The sequence below is a fragment of the Telluria sp. ZB2R32 genome, assembly GCF_059685715.1.
In genome coordinates, this window is record NZ_JCASIG010000001.1 from 427751 (window position 1) to 445561 (window position 17811).

Annotated in this window: 18 protein-coding genes and 1 other RNA gene; 11 read left to right on the plus strand and 8 right to left on the minus strand. The window is 62.9% G+C overall.

Annotated elements, in window-relative coordinates; all coding sequences use genetic code 11:
* The first annotated feature begins 381 nt into the window (after positions 1 to 381).
* The 7 genes from ompA (at position 382) to AC56LG_RS01870 (ending at position 4948) form a co-directional block, all read left to right on the plus strand.
* A complete protein-coding gene (ompA, locus tag AC56LG_RS01840) occupies positions 382 to 1092 on the plus strand; it encodes an outer membrane protein OmpA (RefSeq protein ID WP_497164430.1) in 711 nt (236 codons plus the stop codon).
* 96 nt (positions 1093 to 1188) lie between these two features.
* Complete coding sequence (gene ubiG, locus AC56LG_RS01845; RefSeq protein WP_497164431.1) at positions 1189 to 1890, plus strand: bifunctional 2-polyprenyl-6-hydroxyphenol methylase/3-demethylubiquinol 3-O-methyltransferase UbiG; 702 nt, start codon at positions 1189 to 1191, stop codon at positions 1888 to 1890.
* A 27-nt stretch (positions 1891 to 1917) separates the two neighbouring features.
* Entirely contained in the window at positions 1918 to 2619 is a 702-nt protein-coding gene (locus AC56LG_RS01850; protein ID WP_497164432.1) for an HAD family hydrolase, read from the plus strand.
* Positions 2620 to 2721: 102 nt separating this feature from the next.
* Positions 2722 to 3363, plus strand: coding sequence for a glycine zipper 2TM domain-containing protein (locus AC56LG_RS01855; RefSeq protein WP_497164433.1), 642 nt, complete (start codon positions 2722 to 2724; stop codon positions 3361 to 3363).
* 218 nt (positions 3364 to 3581) lie between these two features.
* Positions 3582 to 3940: a transfer-messenger RNA gene (ssrA, locus tag AC56LG_RS01860) on the plus strand.
* A gap of 287 nt (positions 3941 to 4227) precedes the next feature.
* Positions 4228 to 4581: a hypothetical protein gene (locus AC56LG_RS01865; protein WP_497164434.1), complete on the plus strand. Its 354-nt coding sequence runs from the start codon at positions 4228 to 4230 to the stop codon at positions 4579 to 4581.
* A 19-nt stretch (positions 4582 to 4600) separates the two neighbouring features.
* Positions 4601 to 4948 (plus strand): MmcQ/YjbR family DNA-binding protein, encoded by a 348-nt coding sequence (locus AC56LG_RS01870; RefSeq protein ID WP_497164435.1) that lies wholly within the window; start codon positions 4601 to 4603, stop codon positions 4946 to 4948.
* A gap of 200 nt (positions 4949 to 5148) precedes the next feature.
* On the opposite strand, the gene AC56LG_RS01875 is transcribed toward AC56LG_RS01870, so the two are convergent.
* The 3 genes from AC56LG_RS01875 to AC56LG_RS01885 form a co-directional block, all read right to left on the minus strand.
* Positions 5149 to 5775 carry a type 1 glutamine amidotransferase domain-containing protein gene (locus tag AC56LG_RS01875; protein ID WP_497164436.1) on the minus strand — a complete coding sequence of 209 codons (627 nt, stop codon included), beginning with the start codon at positions 5773 to 5775 and terminating at the stop codon, positions 5149 to 5151.
* 98 nt (positions 5776 to 5873) lie between these two features.
* On the minus strand, positions 5874 to 6197 hold the full coding sequence (locus tag AC56LG_RS01880) for a MerR family transcriptional regulator (protein ID WP_497164437.1): 324 nt from the start codon (positions 6195 to 6197) through the stop codon (positions 5874 to 5876).
* 10 nt (positions 6198 to 6207) lie between these two features.
* On the minus strand, positions 6208 to 7116 hold the full coding sequence (locus AC56LG_RS01885) for a DnaJ C-terminal domain-containing protein (protein WP_497164438.1): 909 nt from the start codon (positions 7114 to 7116) through the stop codon (positions 6208 to 6210).
* Between the two features lie 150 nt (positions 7117 to 7266).
* Between AC56LG_RS01885 and AC56LG_RS01890 the strand changes: the two genes are divergently transcribed.
* Positions 7267 to 8682, plus strand: a complete 1416-nt coding sequence (locus AC56LG_RS01890; protein WP_497164439.1) for an MATE family efflux transporter — start codon at positions 7267 to 7269, stop codon at positions 8680 to 8682.
* On the opposite strand, the gene AC56LG_RS01895 is transcribed toward AC56LG_RS01890, so the two are convergent.
* Positions 8666 to 9211 carry a hypothetical protein gene (locus tag AC56LG_RS01895; RefSeq protein ID WP_497164440.1) on the minus strand — a complete coding sequence of 182 codons (546 nt, stop codon included), beginning with the start codon at positions 9209 to 9211 and terminating at the stop codon, positions 8666 to 8668. The two genes, AC56LG_RS01890 and AC56LG_RS01895, sit on opposite strands and share 17 nt — an antisense overlap.
* A 147-nt stretch (positions 9212 to 9358) precedes the next feature.
* Here AC56LG_RS01895 and AC56LG_RS01900 point away from each other — a divergent pair, with 147 nt between their 5' ends.
* Together AC56LG_RS01900 and AC56LG_RS01905 are read left to right on the plus strand one after the other, a co-directional pair.
* Positions 9359 to 11578: a S9 family peptidase gene (locus AC56LG_RS01900; RefSeq protein ID WP_497164441.1), complete on the plus strand. Its 2220-nt coding sequence runs from the start codon at positions 9359 to 9361 to the stop codon at positions 11576 to 11578.
* 344 nt (positions 11579 to 11922) lie between these two features.
* Positions 11923 to 13116: a right-handed parallel beta-helix repeat-containing protein gene (locus tag AC56LG_RS01905; RefSeq protein ID WP_497164442.1), complete on the plus strand. Its 1194-nt coding sequence runs from the start codon at positions 11923 to 11925 to the stop codon at positions 13114 to 13116.
* Between the two features lie 91 nt (positions 13117 to 13207).
* Here the strand turns inward: AC56LG_RS01905 and AC56LG_RS01910 are convergent, their stop codons facing one another.
* On the minus strand, positions 13208 to 13387 hold the full coding sequence (locus AC56LG_RS01910) for a CsbD family protein (RefSeq protein ID WP_192054448.1): 180 nt from the start codon (positions 13385 to 13387) through the stop codon (positions 13208 to 13210).
* A gap of 194 nt (positions 13388 to 13581) precedes the next feature.
* Here AC56LG_RS01910 and AC56LG_RS01915 point away from each other — a divergent pair, with 194 nt between their 5' ends.
* Positions 13582 to 14700 (plus strand): AI-2E family transporter, encoded by a 1119-nt coding sequence (locus tag AC56LG_RS01915; protein ID WP_497164443.1) that lies wholly within the window; start codon positions 13582 to 13584, stop codon positions 14698 to 14700.
* A gap of 167 nt (positions 14701 to 14867) precedes the next feature.
* On the opposite strand, the gene AC56LG_RS01920 is transcribed toward AC56LG_RS01915, so the two are convergent.
* From AC56LG_RS01920 to AC56LG_RS01930, 3 genes are read right to left on the minus strand one after another with little or no spacing between them, the layout of a single operon-like run.
* Entirely contained in the window at positions 14868 to 15041 is a 174-nt protein-coding gene (locus AC56LG_RS01920) for a CsbD family protein (RefSeq protein WP_497164444.1), read from the minus strand.
* Complete coding sequence (locus AC56LG_RS01925) at positions 15038 to 15736, minus strand: class I SAM-dependent methyltransferase (protein WP_497164445.1); 699 nt, start codon at positions 15734 to 15736, stop codon at positions 15038 to 15040. The genes AC56LG_RS01920 and AC56LG_RS01925 overlap by 4 nt, the downstream gene beginning before the upstream one ends.
* A gap of 4 nt (positions 15737 to 15740) precedes the next feature.
* Complete coding sequence (locus AC56LG_RS01930; protein WP_497164446.1) at positions 15741 to 17801, minus strand: M13 family metallopeptidase; 2061 nt, start codon at positions 17799 to 17801, stop codon at positions 15741 to 15743.
* Positions 17802 to 17811: the final 10 nt, after the last annotated feature.

Here is a 17811-nt window from a genome sequence, read left to right on the forward strand (position 1 = left end):
GGTTATGTTCCAACGGATGATTCTACCATGCACCTATACAGTGGGCGAGATTTGCCTAACTGACATCTTGCACGCTATTGTGTGCACTAATCGGCACACTTGTTGATTTGACACATGCACGTCATAAACCTCGGTCAAGCTAGCGGCGCTACTGACAAGATTGTTGCGAAGAAACAACACGTCGATTTATCATGCACCATCATTGCGCAAGCGCAGTCAGTGCGGATGGTGTGAATGTGGCAAAATGGCCCAGAAGTTAATTGCATGTTTCATAATGCGAAACGAACACGACTGCAAAAGGTGTTAGTATTCTGCCTACGTTGTCGTGAATGGTATAAGTTTCGCAGCGAAGAGATATAAAACCCGAAAGGATCAAAAAATATGAAGAAGATTGCAACCCTCATGCTCGCAGCTTCGGCAGCGATGGCTGGCAGTGCGTTCGCACAAAGCGCACCACCGTACGCTCCGCTGACGACCGACATTCAGGCGAACAAGCCGTACAGCGCCTACGTCCAGGACAGCCGCGGCGTGATCGCGCGCGATCCTTTCGGCCTGTGCTGGCGTACCGGCTACTGGACCCCGGCCGATGCCGTTCCAGGCTGCGACGCGCCGCTGTGCGTCCCACCAGAAAAGCTCGAGAACGGCAAGTGCGTCGCCCCGCCGCCACCACCAGTCGAAGCCCCTGCGCCAACCCCAGCCCCAACCCCGGCGCCGGCGCCTGTGCCGACCTCGGAAAAGGTGAGCTACTCGGCTGACGCCTTCTTCGATTTCGACAAGGCCGTCCTCAAGCCTGAAGGCAAGTCGTCGCTCGACGAGCTGACCTCGAAGCTGGGCGACATGAACCTGGAAGTCATCATCGCCGTCGGCCACACCGACTCGATCGGCACCGATGCCTACAACCAGAAGCTGTCGATCCGCCGCGCTGAAGCCGTCAAGGCTTACCTGCAGGGCAAAGGCATCGACGCCAACCGCGTCTACACCGAAGGCAAGGGCGAGAAGCAGCCGGTTGCAGACAACCAGAGCTCGGCTGGCCGCGCGAAGAACCGCCGCGTCGAGATCGAAGTCGTCGGTACCCGCAGCCGTCCGCAGTAATCTTGCTTCATTAAAAAACCCCGCTGCGGCGGGGTTTTTTTTCGCCGATTCTTTTTGTCCGTCGCAGGACAAACTTTCCCGTTATTATTCCGACCTATGACTACGAACGCCGATCCTCTCGAAATCAACAAATTCAGCGAGCTGGCCCACCGCTGGTGGGACCCGACTTCCGAATTCCGTCCGCTGCATGAAATCAACCCATTGCGCCTGGAATGGATCAACGCGCGCGCGCCCCTGGCCGGCAAGAACGTGATCGACATCGGTTGCGGCGGCGGCGTGCTGTCCGAATCGATGGCGCGCAAGGGCGCGAAAGTGACCGGCATCGACCTGTCGAAAAAGGCGCTGAAGGTCGCCGACCTGCACGGCCTCGAATCCGGGGTCGACGTGCGCTACAAGCTGATCGCCGCCGAAGACATGGCCGCCGAGGAACCGGGCCAGTACGACATCGTCACCTGCATGGAAATGCTGGAACACGTCCCGGACCCGGCCTCGATCGTGCGCGCCGCCGCCGCCCTGGTAAAACCGGGCGGACACCTGTTCTTCTCGACCATCAACCGCAATCCGAAAGCCTACCTGCTGGCCGTGATCGGCGCCGAATACGTGCTGCGCATGCTGCCGCGCGGTACCCACGACTACGGCAAGTTCCTCACGCCGGCCGAACTCTCGCAATTCATGCGCGCCGCCGGCCTGCAGGTCGAGGGCATGAAGGGCTTGACCTACAATCCGCTGACCAGGATTTACTCGCTCAACAACGACACCGATGTGAATTACATGGTTGCCTGTACCAAGCCCGTTTGACCAAACCAATCTGACGCTTTCGATTCGATGACCTCCCCTGCTTTCATTCCAGCGCCGCGCGCCGTCCTGTTCGATCTCGACGGCACGCTGGCCGACACCGCGCCCGACCTCGCCGCCGCCGTCAACTGGCTGCGCACCGAGCGCGGCCTGGCGCCCACGCCCTACAGCGTACTGCGCCCGACCGCCTCGGCCGGCGCGCGCGGCATGATCGGCGCCGCCTTCGGCCTGGCGCCGGGCGACGACGGCTACGAGGAATTGCGCATCCGATGGTTCGACCGCTACCAGGCGCACATGGCGGAAGAGAGTGGGCTATTCGAGGGCGTCGATGCACTGTTGCAGGGCATCGAGGAGGCCGGCATGGCCTGGGGCGTGGTCACCAACAAGCCGGCGCGCTTCACCGATCCGTTGATCCCGCAGATCGGCCTGGCGCACGCCGGCTGCATCGTCTCGGGCGACACCATGCCATTCGCGAAACCGCACCCGGCGCCGCTACTGGAAGGCGCACGCCGGCTCGACATCGCGCCGAGTGCCTGCTGGTACGTCGGCGACGACCTGCGCGACATCGAAGCCGGCCGCGCGGCAGGCATGCTGACGGTTGCCTGCGCCTGGGGCTATTGCGGCGCCATCGAACCGCAGACCTGGGGCGCCGACTACCTGTGCGCCACGCCGCTCGACCTGCTGGAACTGCTGCGTAGCGTTGCACGCATGCCTGTCGCTGCCGCCGTCTGACGTTACAACTGATTACGACTGAAACGGGTTTCTGTCTACCGTGTAACTGCCGACTTCCGTAATCTGCATCCATCGACAACGCAACAACAGATGGAGCAGATTATGAACACCACCGCAACCGCCACCCGCATTCATCCCCTGATGGCCACCGCAGCCGTGTCGGTGATCATCGTCAGCCTGACCGGCGCCGCCGCCATCACCGGCATGCTGCCATCGTCGCGCAGCGCTCCCGAGCCGCAAGCCGTGCTGGCGCCCACCGCCGCCGCCCCGCTCGCCCCCACCCAGCTGCAAGCCGCGATGCAGACCCAGGCGCAGTACGCCGCGCCGGCCCAGACCGCACAGGCCGCCCCGCTGGTCGTGAGCGCCGCACCGGGCACGACGACCTACGTGCAAGCCGCCAACAACCCGTCCGCCCCGGTCGTCATCGTCAAGCAGGAACCGGCCCCGGTCGTGAAGCAGGCACCGGCACCGAAGCCACGCGTCGTCGAACGCGTGGTCGAGCGCCGCGTCGTCGAGCACCGCCCTGCCCCGCAGCCGGTGCGCTACGAAGAGCCAACCTACCGCCAGGCCCCCGCTCCTGCGCCTGCCCAGCCGAGCTACGTCGGCATCGGCACCGGCGCCGTCATCGGCGGCCTGATCGGCAACCAGGTCGGCGGCGGCAACGGCAAGAAGCTCGCCACCCTCGCCGGCATCATCGGCGGCGGCTACCTCGGCAACGAAGTCGCCAAACGCAACGGCCAGTAATAGTTGAGACAGTCGCGTACCGTAGGGTGGGCTCTCCGAGCCCACGCGTACGTGCCTTAGAAACCCGACCATCCCCGCGAGCCTTTGTAATTTGAACACTGTGTGGCATGCCGGGCACACCCACTTGCAACAGTCTGTAACGTCGCGGGGCACGATTGGATCGGGCCTGTGCAGACACCTGCACACCGCCCGCGATTGGAGTACAATGTAATTTCGTTGGGGGCGACCTGGTTTCGACGTGGGTTGCAAAGCAGCGCAGGGCATACCGAGGACTGGTTACCTCGTAAATACATCCAGAAATCAATAACTGCAAACGATAACTCGTACGCACTCGCAGCTTAATTGCTGCTAGCTCTACACTACCTCGCCTCTGGGGTGGGCCGCAAGGCAAGTAGAGTCATTTACAGAGGCTAGGACTCAACCGGGTTACTTGGTTGCTTCCGAAATTTAAGGTAACTCGCTGGTACGCAGGGTGCACATCCCCGTCGTGCCGGTTAAATTAAATGATAGTGCTAAGTATGTAGAACTGTCTGTAGAGTGCTTGCGGACGAGGGTTCGATTCCCTCCGCCTCCACCACCGCACAAAAAAACACACCCCCGCTGGCGAAAGCCAGCGGGGGTGTGTTTTTTTGTTCGTCGGTGTTTGGGCGGAGGGAATCGAATCCTCGGACGGCACGGACGAGGGGCGAGCAGGGGTTTCGAGTCGCGCAGCGGCGAGCCTGCGAGCGACGTTGCGCCTCCGGGCGCAACGGCTATCCGATTCGCCTGACTATAGAAAATCGCGCAGCGATTTTCCGCCCTCCACTGCTCAGCCGCTCGCTCGTCCTGTGTTAGCATTTCCACAAACCTCACCCTGGAAAACCCATGCTAAAAATCAGCGGCAAACAACGCACCTCCACCACTACCTTCCTCCTCGCCCCAACCGAAGACGCCCTGCTCACCGGCCCCGAACTCGGCGGCGGCACCCTGCGCTTCGTCACCTTCACGCCCGAAGAAACCCAGGACCTCAACACCGCCATGCAAGCCGTCCTGAAAGACGGCATCGCCACCATCAAGCTGCCGTTACTGAAACAAGGCAGTTTCGCCACCGCGCTCGAACTCAAACTGGGCAGTACCGGCAAGCTCGCGGCCAAGATCGCTGGGCAGCCGGTCGGCGGGCACCTGCTGGTCCACATCGATATCTTCCTCGACCGCGGCCCGAGTTTCGCGCAGCGCTGATTCATCACCGCGTACGCCCATGAATTTCGACTCTGCGATCGCCGTCTGCCGCAGCCTTCCTGGCGTCACTGAAGACACCAAGTGGGGCAACGACCTGGTCTTCTCCGTCGGCGGCAAGATGTTCGCCGTCACCAACCTGGGCGAGGCCACCGGCATCAGCTTCAAGGTCGAGGACGAGCGCTTCCTCGAACTGACGGATAGAAAAGGGATCATTCCAGCGCCCTACCTGGCGCGGGCGAAGTGGGTGTATGTGGAAGATGCGCAGGCGTTGCGCGACGAGGAAGCGGCGCAGTTGTTGCGCAGGTCGTATGAGTTGGTGTTTGGGAAGTTGACGAAGAAGGTGCAGCGGGAGATTGGCGGGGCGTAGCGCGGCCAGAGGTCGGCAATATTGCGCATGTGGGGCTGTTGCCTGAACAGCTATTGGTGCGTTGAATCCGCGTGGGCACGAGTGCCCACCCTACGGGACATGATCCAGGCCGAGATCATCAGGAGACGATCCGGGCCAAATCACCAAGACCCGCCGCGGGCCGAAGATAGCCTCTTCGGCACGCGGCATGATTCACATAATTACGACGACGCCCCCATATTCGACAGGTCCGCCGACACCATCAAGGCCTTCATCAAGGCTTCGTTAAACGCCGGAATATCGTCCGGCTTGCGGCTGGTGATCAGCTTTTCGTCGATCACCACTTCCTGGTCGATCCATTCGGCCCCGGCCTGCTTCATGTCGTCCTGGATATCGGGCCAGCTGGTGAGATTTTTCGACTCGGCGATGCCGGCGTCGATCAGCACCCAGGGCGCGTGGCAGATGGCCGCGATCGGCTTGTCGGCGGCGTAGAACTCGCGGATGAAGGCGATCGATTCCGGGCTCTTGCGCAGTTCGAGCGGGTTCTGTTCGCCGCCCGGCAGCAGCAGGGCGTCGAAATCGTTCGGGTGGGCGTCCTGGATGTTCATCTCGACCGGGAACATATCCCCCTTGTCGTCGTGGTTCATGCCCTGCACCGCCGCGCCCACGCCTTTCGGCGAAATCAGGATCACCTGCGCGCCCTGTTGCTCCAGGAAGCTGCGCGGGCCGGTGTACTCGACCTGTTCGACGCCATCGGTCATGACGACGGCGACGCGCTTGCCTTCCAGCGGCGGGCGGTTCACCTTTTCGTGTTCCGGTTCCTGTACTTCTACCTGATCTGTGGTCATGTAACCTCCTGATATGAAAGTGTGTGAATCATCTGACACTATTCTAGGAGGACGCCCGCCTGCACGGCGCGCGCTTCGGGCGCGCCGCGGCGGCAGGTTCAACGATCCCTGATGCCGAGCGCATGCAGGCGGGCACGCAGGCGGCGCACCTCGTCGGCAAGGTCGATCACGAGCGCGGCCAGTTCCTCGTCCGCATCGAAATGGCGTTCGAGTTCGAGCAGGCGCCGCGCCCGCGCCAGGTCGCTGCTGCGAAAGCGCAGCGCCGCCGCCGGCGCCGGGGCCGGGGCTGCGCTGCCGAGCACGCCGGCCTGCACGTGCCGCACCACCCAGTCCGGTTCGACCCGGCAGGCGCGGGCCAGTTCGATCATGTCGAGGGCGGCCTCGTCGACCAGGACGCCGGTGATAGTCTGGTTCGCAAACATCGGTTCCTCCTCAAGCATGGGTACGTGGATTGAAGGCGAGGTCGCGCGCCATCGCCTGGTAGAGCGCGCGTGCCTTGTCGCTGTTGGCCGGCGGCAGCACGACGTCCAGGATCAGGTACAGGTCGCCCGGGGTGGCAGCCGGGATGCCTTTGCCTTTCAGGCGCAGCTTGCGGCCGCTCTGCGAACCGGCGGGGATCGTCACCTCGACCGTGCCGGAGGGTGTCGGCACCGCCACGCTGCCGCCCAGCGCCGCCTCCCAGGGCGTGACCGGCACGTTCTCGTAGACGTGCGCGCCGTCGATGCGGTAGCGCGGGTCCGGCGCGAACTGGATTTCGAGATACAGGTCGCCGGCCCCGGCGCCGCCATGGCCCTCGTGACCCTGCCCCGCCAGGCGCAACTGCTGGCCCGGCGTCACGCCGCGCGGGATGTTCACGCTCAATGTCTTTTCCTGCATCGTAGCGCGGCCAGGCCCCTCGGCTTTCGGCACGCGCAGGCTGACGGTGCGGGTGGCGCCGCGGTAGGCATCAATCAGGTCGATCGTGATGGCGGCGTGGATGTCGTCGCCGCGCATCTGGAAACCGCCGCCGCGGCGCGAGCGGCCGGCCTGGGCGAACAGGTCGGCAAAGAAGTCGTCGGCACCGGCGCCGCCGAAATCGAAATGCTCGCTCCAGTCCGGCGGCGGATGGAACTGCTCGCCGGCACGATGGCCGCGCCCAAGCGCGTCGTAGGCGGCGCGCTTGTCGGCGTCGCCGAGCACGTCGTAGGCTTCGTTGATTTCCTTGGTTTTCGCGTCCGCGTCCGCGTGCTTGCTGACATCGGGGTGGTATTTGCGCACCATTTTCCGGTACGCCTTCTTGATGTCGTCCGCGCTGGCGCCCTTGTCGACGCCAAGTGTCTGGTAATAGTCCTTGTATTCCACGAGCTTGCTCCTGGAGTGTTGGATGAAGAAGTTGGTGTGTATGTGATGGCTGCGCACCCGGTTTTCAACGCCACCGCAGGTGCGCACGGCGCATTCGCAGCCTTAGCAATAAGACAGTAAAATCACGGCTTTCCGCACCCGGTTTCACCCATGACTTCGACCACCATCGCCGCTCCGCCCTCGCCCGTCCGCCAGGAAATCGCCACCCTCTGGAAACTGTCCTGGCCGATGCTGGTCGGCCAGATGGCCACCGTGGGCATGGGCGTGGCCGACGTCGCGATGACGGGGCACGTGAGCGCGGAAGAGCTGGCCGCCGTGTCGCTGGGCGCCTCGGTCTGGTCGATCGTGCTGGTGACGGTGATGGGCATCATGATGTCGATTAATACCGTGGTCGCGCACGAAATCGGCGGCGGGCGCTACGACAAGATCCCGCACACGGTGCGCCAGGCGCTGTGGAAAGGCGCGGGCATCGGCCTGATTGCCTGCCTGGCGACCAACCTGTGCACGCTGCTGTTCGACCACATCGGCCTCGACCAGCATGTGGCCGACCGCGCCGCGCTGTTCCTGCACGTGACCAGCCTCGGCATGCCGGCCTTCGCCTGCTACCGCGCGCTGTACGGCTACACGACCAGCATCAACGAGACCAAGCCGATCATGATCATCGCGATCATGGGCTTGCTGTTCGTGGTGGCCAGCAACTGGCTGCTGGTGTTCGGCAACTGGGGCTTTCCGCGGATGGGGGCGGTCGGCTGCGCGGTGTCGACCGCGGCCGGCATGTGGCTGATGCTGATTGCGATGGTGATCTGGGTAAAAATCTCGCCGGTCTACCGCATGACCTATCCGTTCACCGGCTGGGAAGGTCCGGACTGGCAGGAAATCCGCCACATGCTGCACCTGGGCTTACCAATCGGCGTCACCTATTTTGCCGAGGTCAGCGCCTTTGGCCTGATCAGCCTGATGGTGGCGCGCTTCGGCGTGGTGCAAGTGTCGGCGCACCAGATCGCGCTGAATTTTTCTTCGCTGGTATTCATGGTGCCGCTCAGCTTCGGCATCGGCCTGCTGACCCGGGTCGGCCAGGCGATGGGCGAAGGCAATCCGGTGCGCGCGCAATTCGTGGCGCGCGTGGGCGTGAGCATGTCGGTCGCCTTCGGCCTGTTGTCGGCCGCCTTCATCGCCCTGTTCCGCTGGGAAATCGCACGCGCCTACACGTCCGATCCGGCGGTGCAGGAAACCTGCGTGCACCTGCTGTTGTTCGCGGCGCTGTTCCAGCTGTCCGATGCGACCCAGGTAGCGACCGCCTCGGCGATTCGCGGCTACCAGGTAACGCGTCCGCCGATGATCATCCAGCTGGTCGCCTTCTGGGGTTTTAGCTTGCCGCTGGGTTATATCCTCGGCATTGCCCCGGGCTGGTTCCCATGGTCGCCAGGTGCGCCGATGGAATCGACCGGCTTCTGGATCGGGCTGGTGCTGGGCTTGACGATTGCCGCGGTGCTCTTGACCTGGTCGATGGAAAAGCTGTCGCGCCAGAAGGTGCGACACGCGGCGCAACTCACTGCAGGCGCGTGACCTCGATCGGATTCTTGCCGAACTCCCACTTGCTGTAAGGGCCGAAGTGCGGCTGGTCGACCAGGTCGTCGACGGCATCGCGCTCGCGTTTCATGCGGCGCACCAGCGCGCGGTCGGTGAGCGGCGTACTCGAGGCCGCGTAGACGTCGCGCCGCACCGTGCCGTTGACGCCCTCCGTGACGACCGTCAGGCGCCGCGCCGCCGGGTCGAAAGCCATGCGCTGGTTCGAGGTATTCATGTCCTGCAGATAAATATTGCCGTTCCGGCCCTGCGCCACGTAGCGCTCGTTGCACACTTCCTTCGGACTGTTCTTCCACTCGCAGGCGTGCAGGATCGTTACATGGCGCTCGTCGAATTTCGTTATCGAGATGCGGCCCTTGGTGAACTTCCAGTTGCCGTCCGGGACGGTGGTCGACGACACCAGGTCGTATTCGCCTTCGATCGCGCTCAAGGGCGTTGCCGCCGCGTTCATGCTCAAGAACAGCGCTGCAAGCAGGCCCCCGGGGAGACGCAGGATAGATGTGGTCATGGTTGTCTTTGTGAGTTTATTAATAATTATATAACTATCAAGTTCGCCGTTGGCGTGGCGTCGAACCGACGGTACATACAGCTTTTACCCCCGGACTCTGGTATCGTCTCGTCCGTTGCATAAAGCTAACTTTCATCGAGACAATCAATGCGCCTTCTCCTCTGCCTCCTGGCCGCACTTGCGGCCGCGCCCGCCTCCGCGGAACGCCTCACGCTCGACCGCATTCACGGCGAAACCTCGCTCGCCGGTCCTGGCGTCAAAGCCCTGCGTGTGTCGCCCGACGGCGAACGCGTGACCTTCCTGCGCGGCCGCGACGACAACCAGTTCCAGCAAGACCTGTGGGAATACAACATGAAGGACAAGACCACGCGCCGCCTGGTCGACTCCAAGAAACTGGTGCCGAACGAGAACCTGTCGCTCGAGGAAAAGGCGCGCCGCGAACGCGCGCGTACGGCCAGCCTGTCGGGCATCATTTCGTACAGCTGGTCGCCGGACGGCAAGCAATTGCTGGTGCCGATCGCCGGCGACCTGTACCTGGTCGACGTCGCCAAGCCGGATGCCGCCCGCAAGGTAGCGTCGGGTAACGTGCTCGATCCAAAGATTTCGCCGAAGGGGCGCTACGTCTCCTTCGTGCGCAACCAGAACCTGGTCGTGATCGACCTGAAGACCGGCGCCGAGCGCCAGTTGACCCAGGACGGCAAGGGCACCGTGCACAACGCCGAAGCCGAGTTCGTGGCCCAGGAAGAAATGGACCAGCACACCGGTTACTACTGGGCGCCGGACGACTCTGCCATTGCCTATAAACGCTACGACGAAGCGCCGGTGCCGGTCGTGCGCCGCTTCGAGATCTTTGCCGACCGCACCGAAGTGATCGACCAGCACTACCCTGCCGCGGGCGATCCGAACGTGCTGGTGGACCTGTTCATCGTCTCGCCGGAAACGGGCGCCGCGCGCAAGGTCGACCTCGGCGCCGAAAAGGACATCTACCTGGTCCGTGCCGACTGGAGCGCGGACAGCAAGACCCTGGTCTACCAGCGCCAGACGCGCGACCAGAAGCGCCTCGACCTGGTGGCGGTCGACGTGGCCACGCTGGCGCAGCGCAACCTGTTGACGGAAACTTCGAAGACCTGGGTCAGCATCCACAATGACCTGCGCTTCCTGAAAAACCGCCAGGCATTTATCTGGGCGTCGGAACGCAGCGGCCGCAACCACCTGTATCTGTACGACCTGAACGGCAAGCTGCTGAACCCGATCTCGAGCGGGGAATGGGGCATCGACAACGTCCTCGCCGTGGATGAGGCCGCCGGCAAGGTCTATGTATCGTCGAACAAGGACGCCGTCATCGACAAGCAGACCTACGCCCTGGCCCTGAACGGCAGCACCGCCGGCAAGCCGGCGCGCATCACCAGCGGCGACGGCTGGCACGAAGCGGCATTCGCCGGCAATGGCAAGATCTTTGTCGACACCTATTCGAGCCCACGCACGCCGCCGCAAGTGTCGATCCGCAAGGCCGACGGCGCGATGGTGCAATGGCTGGAAAAGAACGAGCTGAACGCGAACCACCCGTTCGCCAAATACCTGCCGGACCTGCTGCCGACCGAATACGGCACCATTGCCGCCAAGGATGGCCAGACCCTGCACTACTCGATGATCAAGCCGGCCGATTTCGACCCGGCGAAAAAATATCCGGTCTTCCTGTTCACCTACGGCGGCCCGCACTCGCAGCGCGTGACCCGTACCTGGGGCAATTACTTCAACCAGTACATGGCGCAGCAGGGCTTCGTGGTGTTCACGCTGGACAACCGCGGTTCGAGCCGCCGTGAGCGCGCGTTCACCGACGTCATCTATAACAACCTTGGCAAGAACGAAGTCGAAGACCAGGTCACCGGTATCGACTGGCTGGCGCAGCAGAGCTTTGTCGACGCGAAACGCGTCGGCGTGTTCGGCTGGAGCTACGGCGGCTACATGACGCTGCGCCTGCTGGCGGCCGCCTCGGACAAGATCGCGATGGGCGTGTCGGTGGCGCCGGTCACCGACTGGGCGCTGTACGACACCCACTACACCGAGCAGTTCGTGGGCGCCACGCCGAAGTCGGACCCGGCAGCCTACGAGCGCAGCGGCGTGTTCGCGCACCTGGACGGGTTGAAGTCGCCGCTGCTGCTGGTACATGGCATGGCCGACGACAACGTGCTGTTCACCAACAGCACGCGCCTGATCGACGAACTGGTCAAACGCAACGTGCAGTTCGACCTGATGACCTACCCGGGCGCCAAGCACGGCATCTCGGGCCGCGCCAGCCAGCGCCACGTGTATGGCTTGATCGAAGGCTTCTTCAAGAAGAACCTGGGCGGGACAGCAGCGAAGTAAGCACTGACCTTGCTTGTTTAAAAACCGGAACTTCCATATGAAGGTTCCGGTTTTTTTATTGTCGTTTCGCTCATCAGTTGCCCTGAATGTCACAAAATTTCTGACAACTCAACAAAAAGTCAACAGTGCACGTCGCGTTTACGCAACGCTATACAAATATTTTTTAGCGATACATTTGCCCTCCAATGCATCGTTTTTCCTAGGGGAACTGTGTCTTAAGAAGTTATAAAAAGCTAATTCTTGTAACAAATTGTGTCGCCACAGAATTAATTCCTCACGGTATTCTTCATGTTCCTGATCTCGAGACAAACTCGACAAATCCCGAACCAGAGGATATTTCTCAAATGTTAGCTACCCGTATCAACGCAACGCGCGTTACCTCCGCAGTCGCCCTTCTGATCGCCGGCGCTGCCATCGCTGTACCGGCCTCGGCCGCCACCCTGACGGTTGGCCCGGGCAAGACCTACGCTACCCCATGCCAGGCATTCGCCGCTTCCAAGGCGAGTGACGTGATCGAAATCCAGGGCGGCACCTATTCGGGTGACGTCTGCGCCATCTACAAGAGCAAGCTGACCATCCGCGGCGTCAACGGCCGTCCGGTGATCGATGCCGCCGGCAGGAATGCGCTCGGCAAAGGCACCTGGGTCGTGGTCGGCAGCGATATCGTGATCGACAATGTCGAAATGCTGGGCTCGCGCGTGCCGGACAAGAACGGCGCCGCCCTGCGCCTCGAAGGCACCAACTTCACGCTGCGCAATTCGTTCCTGCACGATAACCAGAACGGCATCCTGAGCGGCCAGAACACCGCCAGCACCGTGATCCTGGAAAACAACGAGTTCGGCCACAACGGCCATGGCGACGGCTACAGCCACAACATCTACATCGGCAAGGTCGCCAAGCTGACCTTCCGCTTCAACTACTCGCACGACGCCAACGTCGGCCACAACCTCAAGACGCGCGCGTTGTACAACACCATTGCCTACAACCGCTTTTCGAGCCTGCGTACGGGCGAAACCGGCAGCACCGCATCCGGCCGGCCGAGCTACGAGATCAACGTGCCGAACGGCGGCACCACCTACATCACCGGCAACGTGATCATGCAGCCGACCTCGTCGAACAATCCGATCCTGGTGTCGTATGGCGAAGAAGGCGTGGGTGACCGCAAGACCGACCTGTACGTGGTGAACAACACCTTCGTCAACGACGAAAGCTCGCGCGGCACCTTCGTGGTGGTCAAGAACGCCGCCACCCCGGCCAAGCTGATCAACAACCTGTTCAGCGGCTACGGCGCGATGACCAACCAGACGACGGCAGTCAAGAAGACCAACTTCCAGTCGCTGGCCATCGGTTTCGTCGACCGCCTCGGCTACAACCTGACGCCGCTGGCCAACGCGCTGATCATCAACGCCGGTTCGGCGCCGGGCAACTCGTCGGGCGGCCTGTCGCTGAAGGCAACTTCGCACTACAAGCACCTGGCCTCGAGCAACACCCGTAGCGCCCGCGGCGCGATCGATATCGGCGCCTACGAAGTCCAGTAAGCTTCACGGCCCTCGCCGTGGATGTGAAAAGGCCCCGGTGTTGCGACGCCGGGGCCTTTTTTTATCGCTCACGCGCCAGGCGGCGCGGGAATCAACGGGTGGCGTCGTTCAGCTTTTCTTTCACGTCGCCGAATTTTTCCTGGGTCTTGCCTTCGACCTGGTTCTTCAGGCCCTTGGCTTCCTGCTCGGTGTTGCCGACCAGCTTGCCGGCTTCTTCCTGAATCTTGCCGCCGATGTCTTGCAGTTTGCCTTCGACTTGGTCCTTGTTCATGATGATCTCCTTCGGTGATTGCGTGGTCGGATGACGACGCGATGGGTACAGATTACGCCCGCTCGCCGCCGCGTTCCGTGCGGCCGTTCACATAGCTCGACAATATGTTCAGCGGGTCGGATCCGTCCACCCATGCGCCGTTTCGGTTTAACAAATGATAATGTTTAATTATTGTTTTGTTAATGGAACCGATTATGCGCGAGCCTTCCCCTGCCCACTCCCCTGCCCGGCCCGCCGACGACACTGCTGCGGACGCGCCCGGCACTTCAGCGCCGCAACGCAGCCTGATGAAACGCACCGCCCTGGTCGACGGCATCAGCGTGCTCTTCATCCTCGGCCTGGCCGCCATCTGGTTCGCCGCCGACGCCCTGCTGCTGGTGTTCGCCTGCATCCTGTGTGCGGTGCTGCTGTACGAACTGTCGGACCGGCTCGCCCACCGGATCAAGCTCAAGCGGCAGTGGTCGCTGGCGCTGGTGGTCGTGCTGCTGTTCGCGGCGATCGGCCTGGGCGGCTGGGCGATGGCGCCGCAGATTTCCGAACAGTCGACCAAACTCGCCGAAGCGGTGCCGAAGTCGCTGCAGCAACTGCAAAGCGCCGTCAACGAACACCCGCTGCTCAAAAAAGCCTTGTCCGGCCTGCCGCCGCCGGAGCAGATCGTCAAGCAGATGTCGTCGATGGTGCCGAATGCCGGGCTGTTCTTCACCGGCGTGCTGGGCGCGATCGGCAATGTCGTCATCATCCTGTTCGTCGGCATTTATTTCGCCGCCTCGCCGCACCTGTACACGAGCGGCGCGATCAAGCTGGTGCCGCAATCGAAGCGCGGGCGGGCACGCCAGGTGCTGCAAAAGATCGGTCATACGCTGGCGAGCTGGCTGCTGGGCAAGTCGGTGTCGATGCTGATCGTCGGCACCGTGACCTCGATCGGCTTGTCGGTATTGGGCGTGCCGCTGGCGCTGATCCTCGGCATCATTGCCGGTTTGCTCGATTTCGTGCCCTACCTGGGGCCGATCATGGCCGGCGTGCCGGCGGTGCTGATTGCGTTCTCGATCAGCCCGGATCTGGCGCTGTACACGGTGCTGCTGTTCGCGGGCGTGCAACTGGTCGAGGGTTACCTGCTGCAACCGCTGATCGAGTCGCGTGCGGTCGACCTGCCGCCGGCGCTGACGATTGTCATGCAGCTGGTGTTCGGGACGCTGTTCGGCTTTGCCGGGGTGGCGCTGGCGACCCCGCTGGCGGCCGCCTTGAAGGTGCTGGTGCAGATGCTGTATGTGGAGGATGTGCTCGGCGACAAGGTGGAGGAAACCGAGAAGTAAGTGTGCGGTTACCGGCGCGTTAAGCGGTACGCGAGTATCGCGTACCACCGCATGGACTCGGGAGTCCATGCGGTGATAAGGTGGCTTCGATCAAATCCTGAATGCACCGCCACCCGATAACAAAAAGCCGCGACACGTCGCGGCTTCGTTATTTGTGGCTGAAAGAATCAGCTTCCCTTGACGATATCCTTCACGTCACCCACCTTCTCCTGCACTTTGCCTTCAGCCTGGTTCGACAACCCTTCGGACTGCTGCTGGCGGCTGCCGACGGCTTCGCCGACCTTTTCCTGGATCTTGCCGCCAATGTCCTTGGCCTTGCCCTTGATTTGGTCCTCGTTCATGATGAGTCCTCTTCGGTTGGAATCGAAGCCCCATCCTGGACCGGATTCGCCCCCAACTCTGTTCGCTGAATAACATTGCGAGGCTTGCGCCAAAGACTGGCCAGCCACGGCTGCTGTTCGCGCGGCACGCCCGGTGGCCGGTAGTAATGGTGCAGCGGAACGAATCCCGCCGCCACCAGGTAACGCTCCCAGGCCGGGTAATCGTGGTAGCTGCCATAGCGCGCGCCGTTCCAGCCCTCCTCGTTGTGGCCGCGCGGATTCGAGCTGAACAGCACGCCACCGTGTTTCAGCGTGCCGTACAACGCCGCCAGCACCCCTGGCAGCGCCGCCGACGGCACGTGGAAGAGCGAGGCATTCGCGAACACGCCGTCGAACAACGCCGGCGGCAAGTCCAGGTGCAAAAAATCCTGGTGCCAGACCTCGCAGCCGCTGTACGCGCGTGCCATGGCCGCGAATTCGGCAGCGCCGTCGAGGCCGATGGCGCGGTGCCCGAGACCGGTAAAAGTTTTCAGGTCGCGCCCCGGGCCGCAGCCGAGGTCGAGCAGCGTGAACGGCGCCGGCGCCTCGATCGCGTCGAGCAGCGCCGTCACGTTCTGGCTGACGTCATGGTCGATGGTGCCGGCAAAAAAACCCTGCGCGTTACGTTCGTAATGCGCGAGGGTGCGCCGCGAGATGCTGTCGAGGTCGTCGCTCATCGATTTACCAGATCTTCACCCGGTCCTGCGGCGCCAGGTACAGCGCCTGCCCCGGCTTGACGTCGAAGGCCGTGTACCAGGCATCCAGGTTGCGCACGATATAGGTACGGTACTGGGATGGGGCGTGACCGTCGGTCATGACGGCACGGCGCAGCGAGGCTTCGCGCGCCTTGCTGCGCCAGCCCTGGGCGAAGCCGGTGAAGAACTGGCGGTCTGCCTCAGGCGTCTTGCCGGACGGTGTCGTCTTGAAGGCATCGTAGGCCGCCGCCACACCGGCCAGGTCGGCCAGGTTTTCGCTCAGCGTCAGCTGGCCATTCACCGCCAGGTCCGGGAACGGTTTATAGGCGCCGTATTGTTCGACCAGTTTGTTCGAGGCTGTCTTGAAGTGCGCCAGGTCTTCTTTCGTCCACCAGTCGCGCAGGCGGCCCTGGGCGTCGAACTGGGCGCCCTGGTCGTCGAAGCTGTGGCTGATCTCGTGGCCGATGATGGAACCGATCGCGCCATAGTTGGCGGCGTCCGACCCTTTCGGGTCGAAGAACGGCGGCTGCAGGATCGCGGCCGGGAAGTTCATCGCATTCTGCAGCGGCAGGTTGACGGCATTCACCAGCTGCGGCGGCATGGCCCACTCGGTGCGCTCGGGTTTGCGGCCCAGCTTGGCCAGCTCTTGCTTGTAGTGGAACTCCTCGGCACGCACCGTGTTGCCGAAGGCATCGCCGGCGACGATGTTCAGGCCCTCGTACGATTTCCATTTCTCCGGATAACCGATGCCGACGTACATCCCCTTCACCTTGGCCTGGGCCTGGGCGCGCGTGGCCGGCGCCATCCATTCCAGCTTCTCGATGCGGCGGCTGAAGGCGTCGATGATGTTCGCCACCATCGCCTGCACGCGTGCCTTGTTCTCGGCGGGGAAGTATTTGGCGACATAGATCTTGCCGACCGCTTCGTCCATGGCATTGTTGGTGGCGCCCAGGGCGCGCTTCCAGCGTGCCGACTGCTGGGGCGTGCCGGACAGCGTCTTGCCGGTGAACTCGAAGCGCTGGTCGGAAATGGCCTTCGGCAGCAGGCTGGCATACTGGTTCAGCTTGTGGAAGGCCAGGTAGTCGCGCCAGGTGGCGACGTCGGCATCGGCCAGCAGCCGGGCTGCGCCGGTGATGGCAGTCGGGTGATAGACCTGGAAGCGTTCCTGCTTGTCGAGGCCCGCCGCCTTGAAGAACTCCTTCCAGTCGACGCCGGGGGCTTTCGTGGCGAATTCCTTGGCGGTCCAGACATTGTTCGACTTCTGGATGTTGGCCGAATCCTCGCGTGTGGCATGGGTCTGCGCCAGCGCCAGCTCGAGTTCGAACACGCGCGCGGCGCGTTCGTCGCTCTTGTCCATGCCGGCCAGTTTGAGCATGGCGGCAATGTGCTGCTGGTACTTGGTGCGCAGCTCGGCCATGCGCGCATTGTTTTCCAGGTAGTAGGCGCGGTCCGGCAAACCGAGGCCGCCCTGCAGCAGGTAAGGCAGGTTGCGCGACGGCTCGGTCAGCCCCTGCGCGACCCACAGGCCGAACAAATTCTCGGTGAAGAAATTGGTCGAGTTCAGCGGGTCGACGTCGGCGCGGATCGAGCCGCCGAGCGCGCGCACCAGCGCCGCTTTGTCCTTGATGGCGGCGATGCTCGCCAGCATCGGCTTGATCGGCGCCAGGCCGCGTTTTTCGATGCCGGCCTCGTCCATGTAGGAGGCGTAGAAATCGGCCACCTTGCGCGCCTCGGCGCTGGCATTTTTATCCGCGCCGACGTCCTCGATCATCTTGGCGATGCGGGTATTCGTGTCTTCGGCCAGCGCGCCCATCGCGCTCCAGGAACCGCGGTCGGCCGGGATCTCGGTCTTGGCGAGCCAGTCGCCGTTGGCATAGGTGAAGAAGTCTTCGCCCGGCAGCACCGTCATGGCGGGACTTTTCGTGGCGGCGGGCTTTTCAGCAGGCGCAACGCCGGTCTGGGCAGCGGCAAATCCGGAGGTGGCAAAGTTACCCGCGCACAGGGCGAGGACGATGGCGGTCTTGGCAGGGGTCCAACGAGTCTTCATGCTTTTCCTT

Bases quoted from the DNA above. Each gene is read 5' to 3' on its own strand.
- AC56LG_RS01875 (WP_497164436.1), bottom strand. From the start codon at position 5,775: ATGACCACAGATCAGGTAGAAGTACAGGAACCGGAACACGAAAAGGTG.
- AC56LG_RS01915 (WP_497164443.1), top strand. From the start codon at position 13,582: ATGCGCGAGCCTTCCCCTGCCCACTCCCCTGCCCGGCCCGCCGACGAC.
- AC56LG_RS01880 (WP_497164437.1), bottom strand. From the start codon at position 6,197: ATGTTTGCGAACCAGACTATCACCGGCGTCCTGGTCGACGAGGCCGCC.
- AC56LG_RS01865 (WP_497164434.1), top strand. From the start codon at position 4,228: ATGCTAAAAATCAGCGGCAAACAACGCACCTCCACCACTACCTTCCTC.
- AC56LG_RS01850 (WP_497164432.1), top strand. From the start codon at position 1,918: ATGACCTCCCCTGCTTTCATTCCAGCGCCGCGCGCCGTCCTGTTCGAT.
- ubiG (WP_497164431.1), top strand. From the start codon at position 1,189: ATGACTACGAACGCCGATCCTCTCGAAATCAACAAATTCAGCGAGCTG.
- AC56LG_RS01920 (WP_497164444.1), bottom strand. From the start codon at position 15,041: ATGAACGAGGACCAAATCAAGGGCAAGGCCAAGGACATTGGCGGCAAG.
- AC56LG_RS01855 (WP_497164433.1), top strand. From the start codon at position 2,722: ATGAACACCACCGCAACCGCCACCCGCATTCATCCCCTGATGGCCACC.
- AC56LG_RS01900 (WP_497164441.1), top strand. From the start codon at position 9,359: ATGCGCCTTCTCCTCTGCCTCCTGGCCGCACTTGCGGCCGCGCCCGCC.
- AC56LG_RS01905 (WP_497164442.1), top strand. From the start codon at position 11,923: ATGTTAGCTACCCGTATCAACGCAACGCGCGTTACCTCCGCAGTCGCC.
- AC56LG_RS01890 (WP_497164439.1), top strand. From the start codon at position 7,267: ATGACTTCGACCACCATCGCCGCTCCGCCCTCGCCCGTCCGCCAGGAA.
- AC56LG_RS01925 (WP_497164445.1), bottom strand. From the start codon at position 15,736: ATGAGCGACGACCTCGACAGCATCTCGCGGCGCACCCTCGCGCATTAC.
- AC56LG_RS01870 (WP_497164435.1), top strand. From the start codon at position 4,601: ATGAATTTCGACTCTGCGATCGCCGTCTGCCGCAGCCTTCCTGGCGTC.
- ompA (WP_497164430.1), top strand. From the start codon at position 382: ATGAAGAAGATTGCAACCCTCATGCTCGCAGCTTCGGCAGCGATGGCT.
- AC56LG_RS01930 (WP_497164446.1), bottom strand. From the start codon at position 17,801: ATGAAGACTCGTTGGACCCCTGCCAAGACCGCCATCGTCCTCGCCCTG.
- AC56LG_RS01895 (WP_497164440.1), bottom strand. From the start codon at position 9,211: ATGACCACATCTATCCTGCGTCTCCCCGGGGGCCTGCTTGCAGCGCTG.
- AC56LG_RS01910 (WP_192054448.1), bottom strand. From the start codon at position 13,387: ATGAACAAGGACCAAGTCGAAGGCAAACTGCAAGACATCGGCGGCAAG.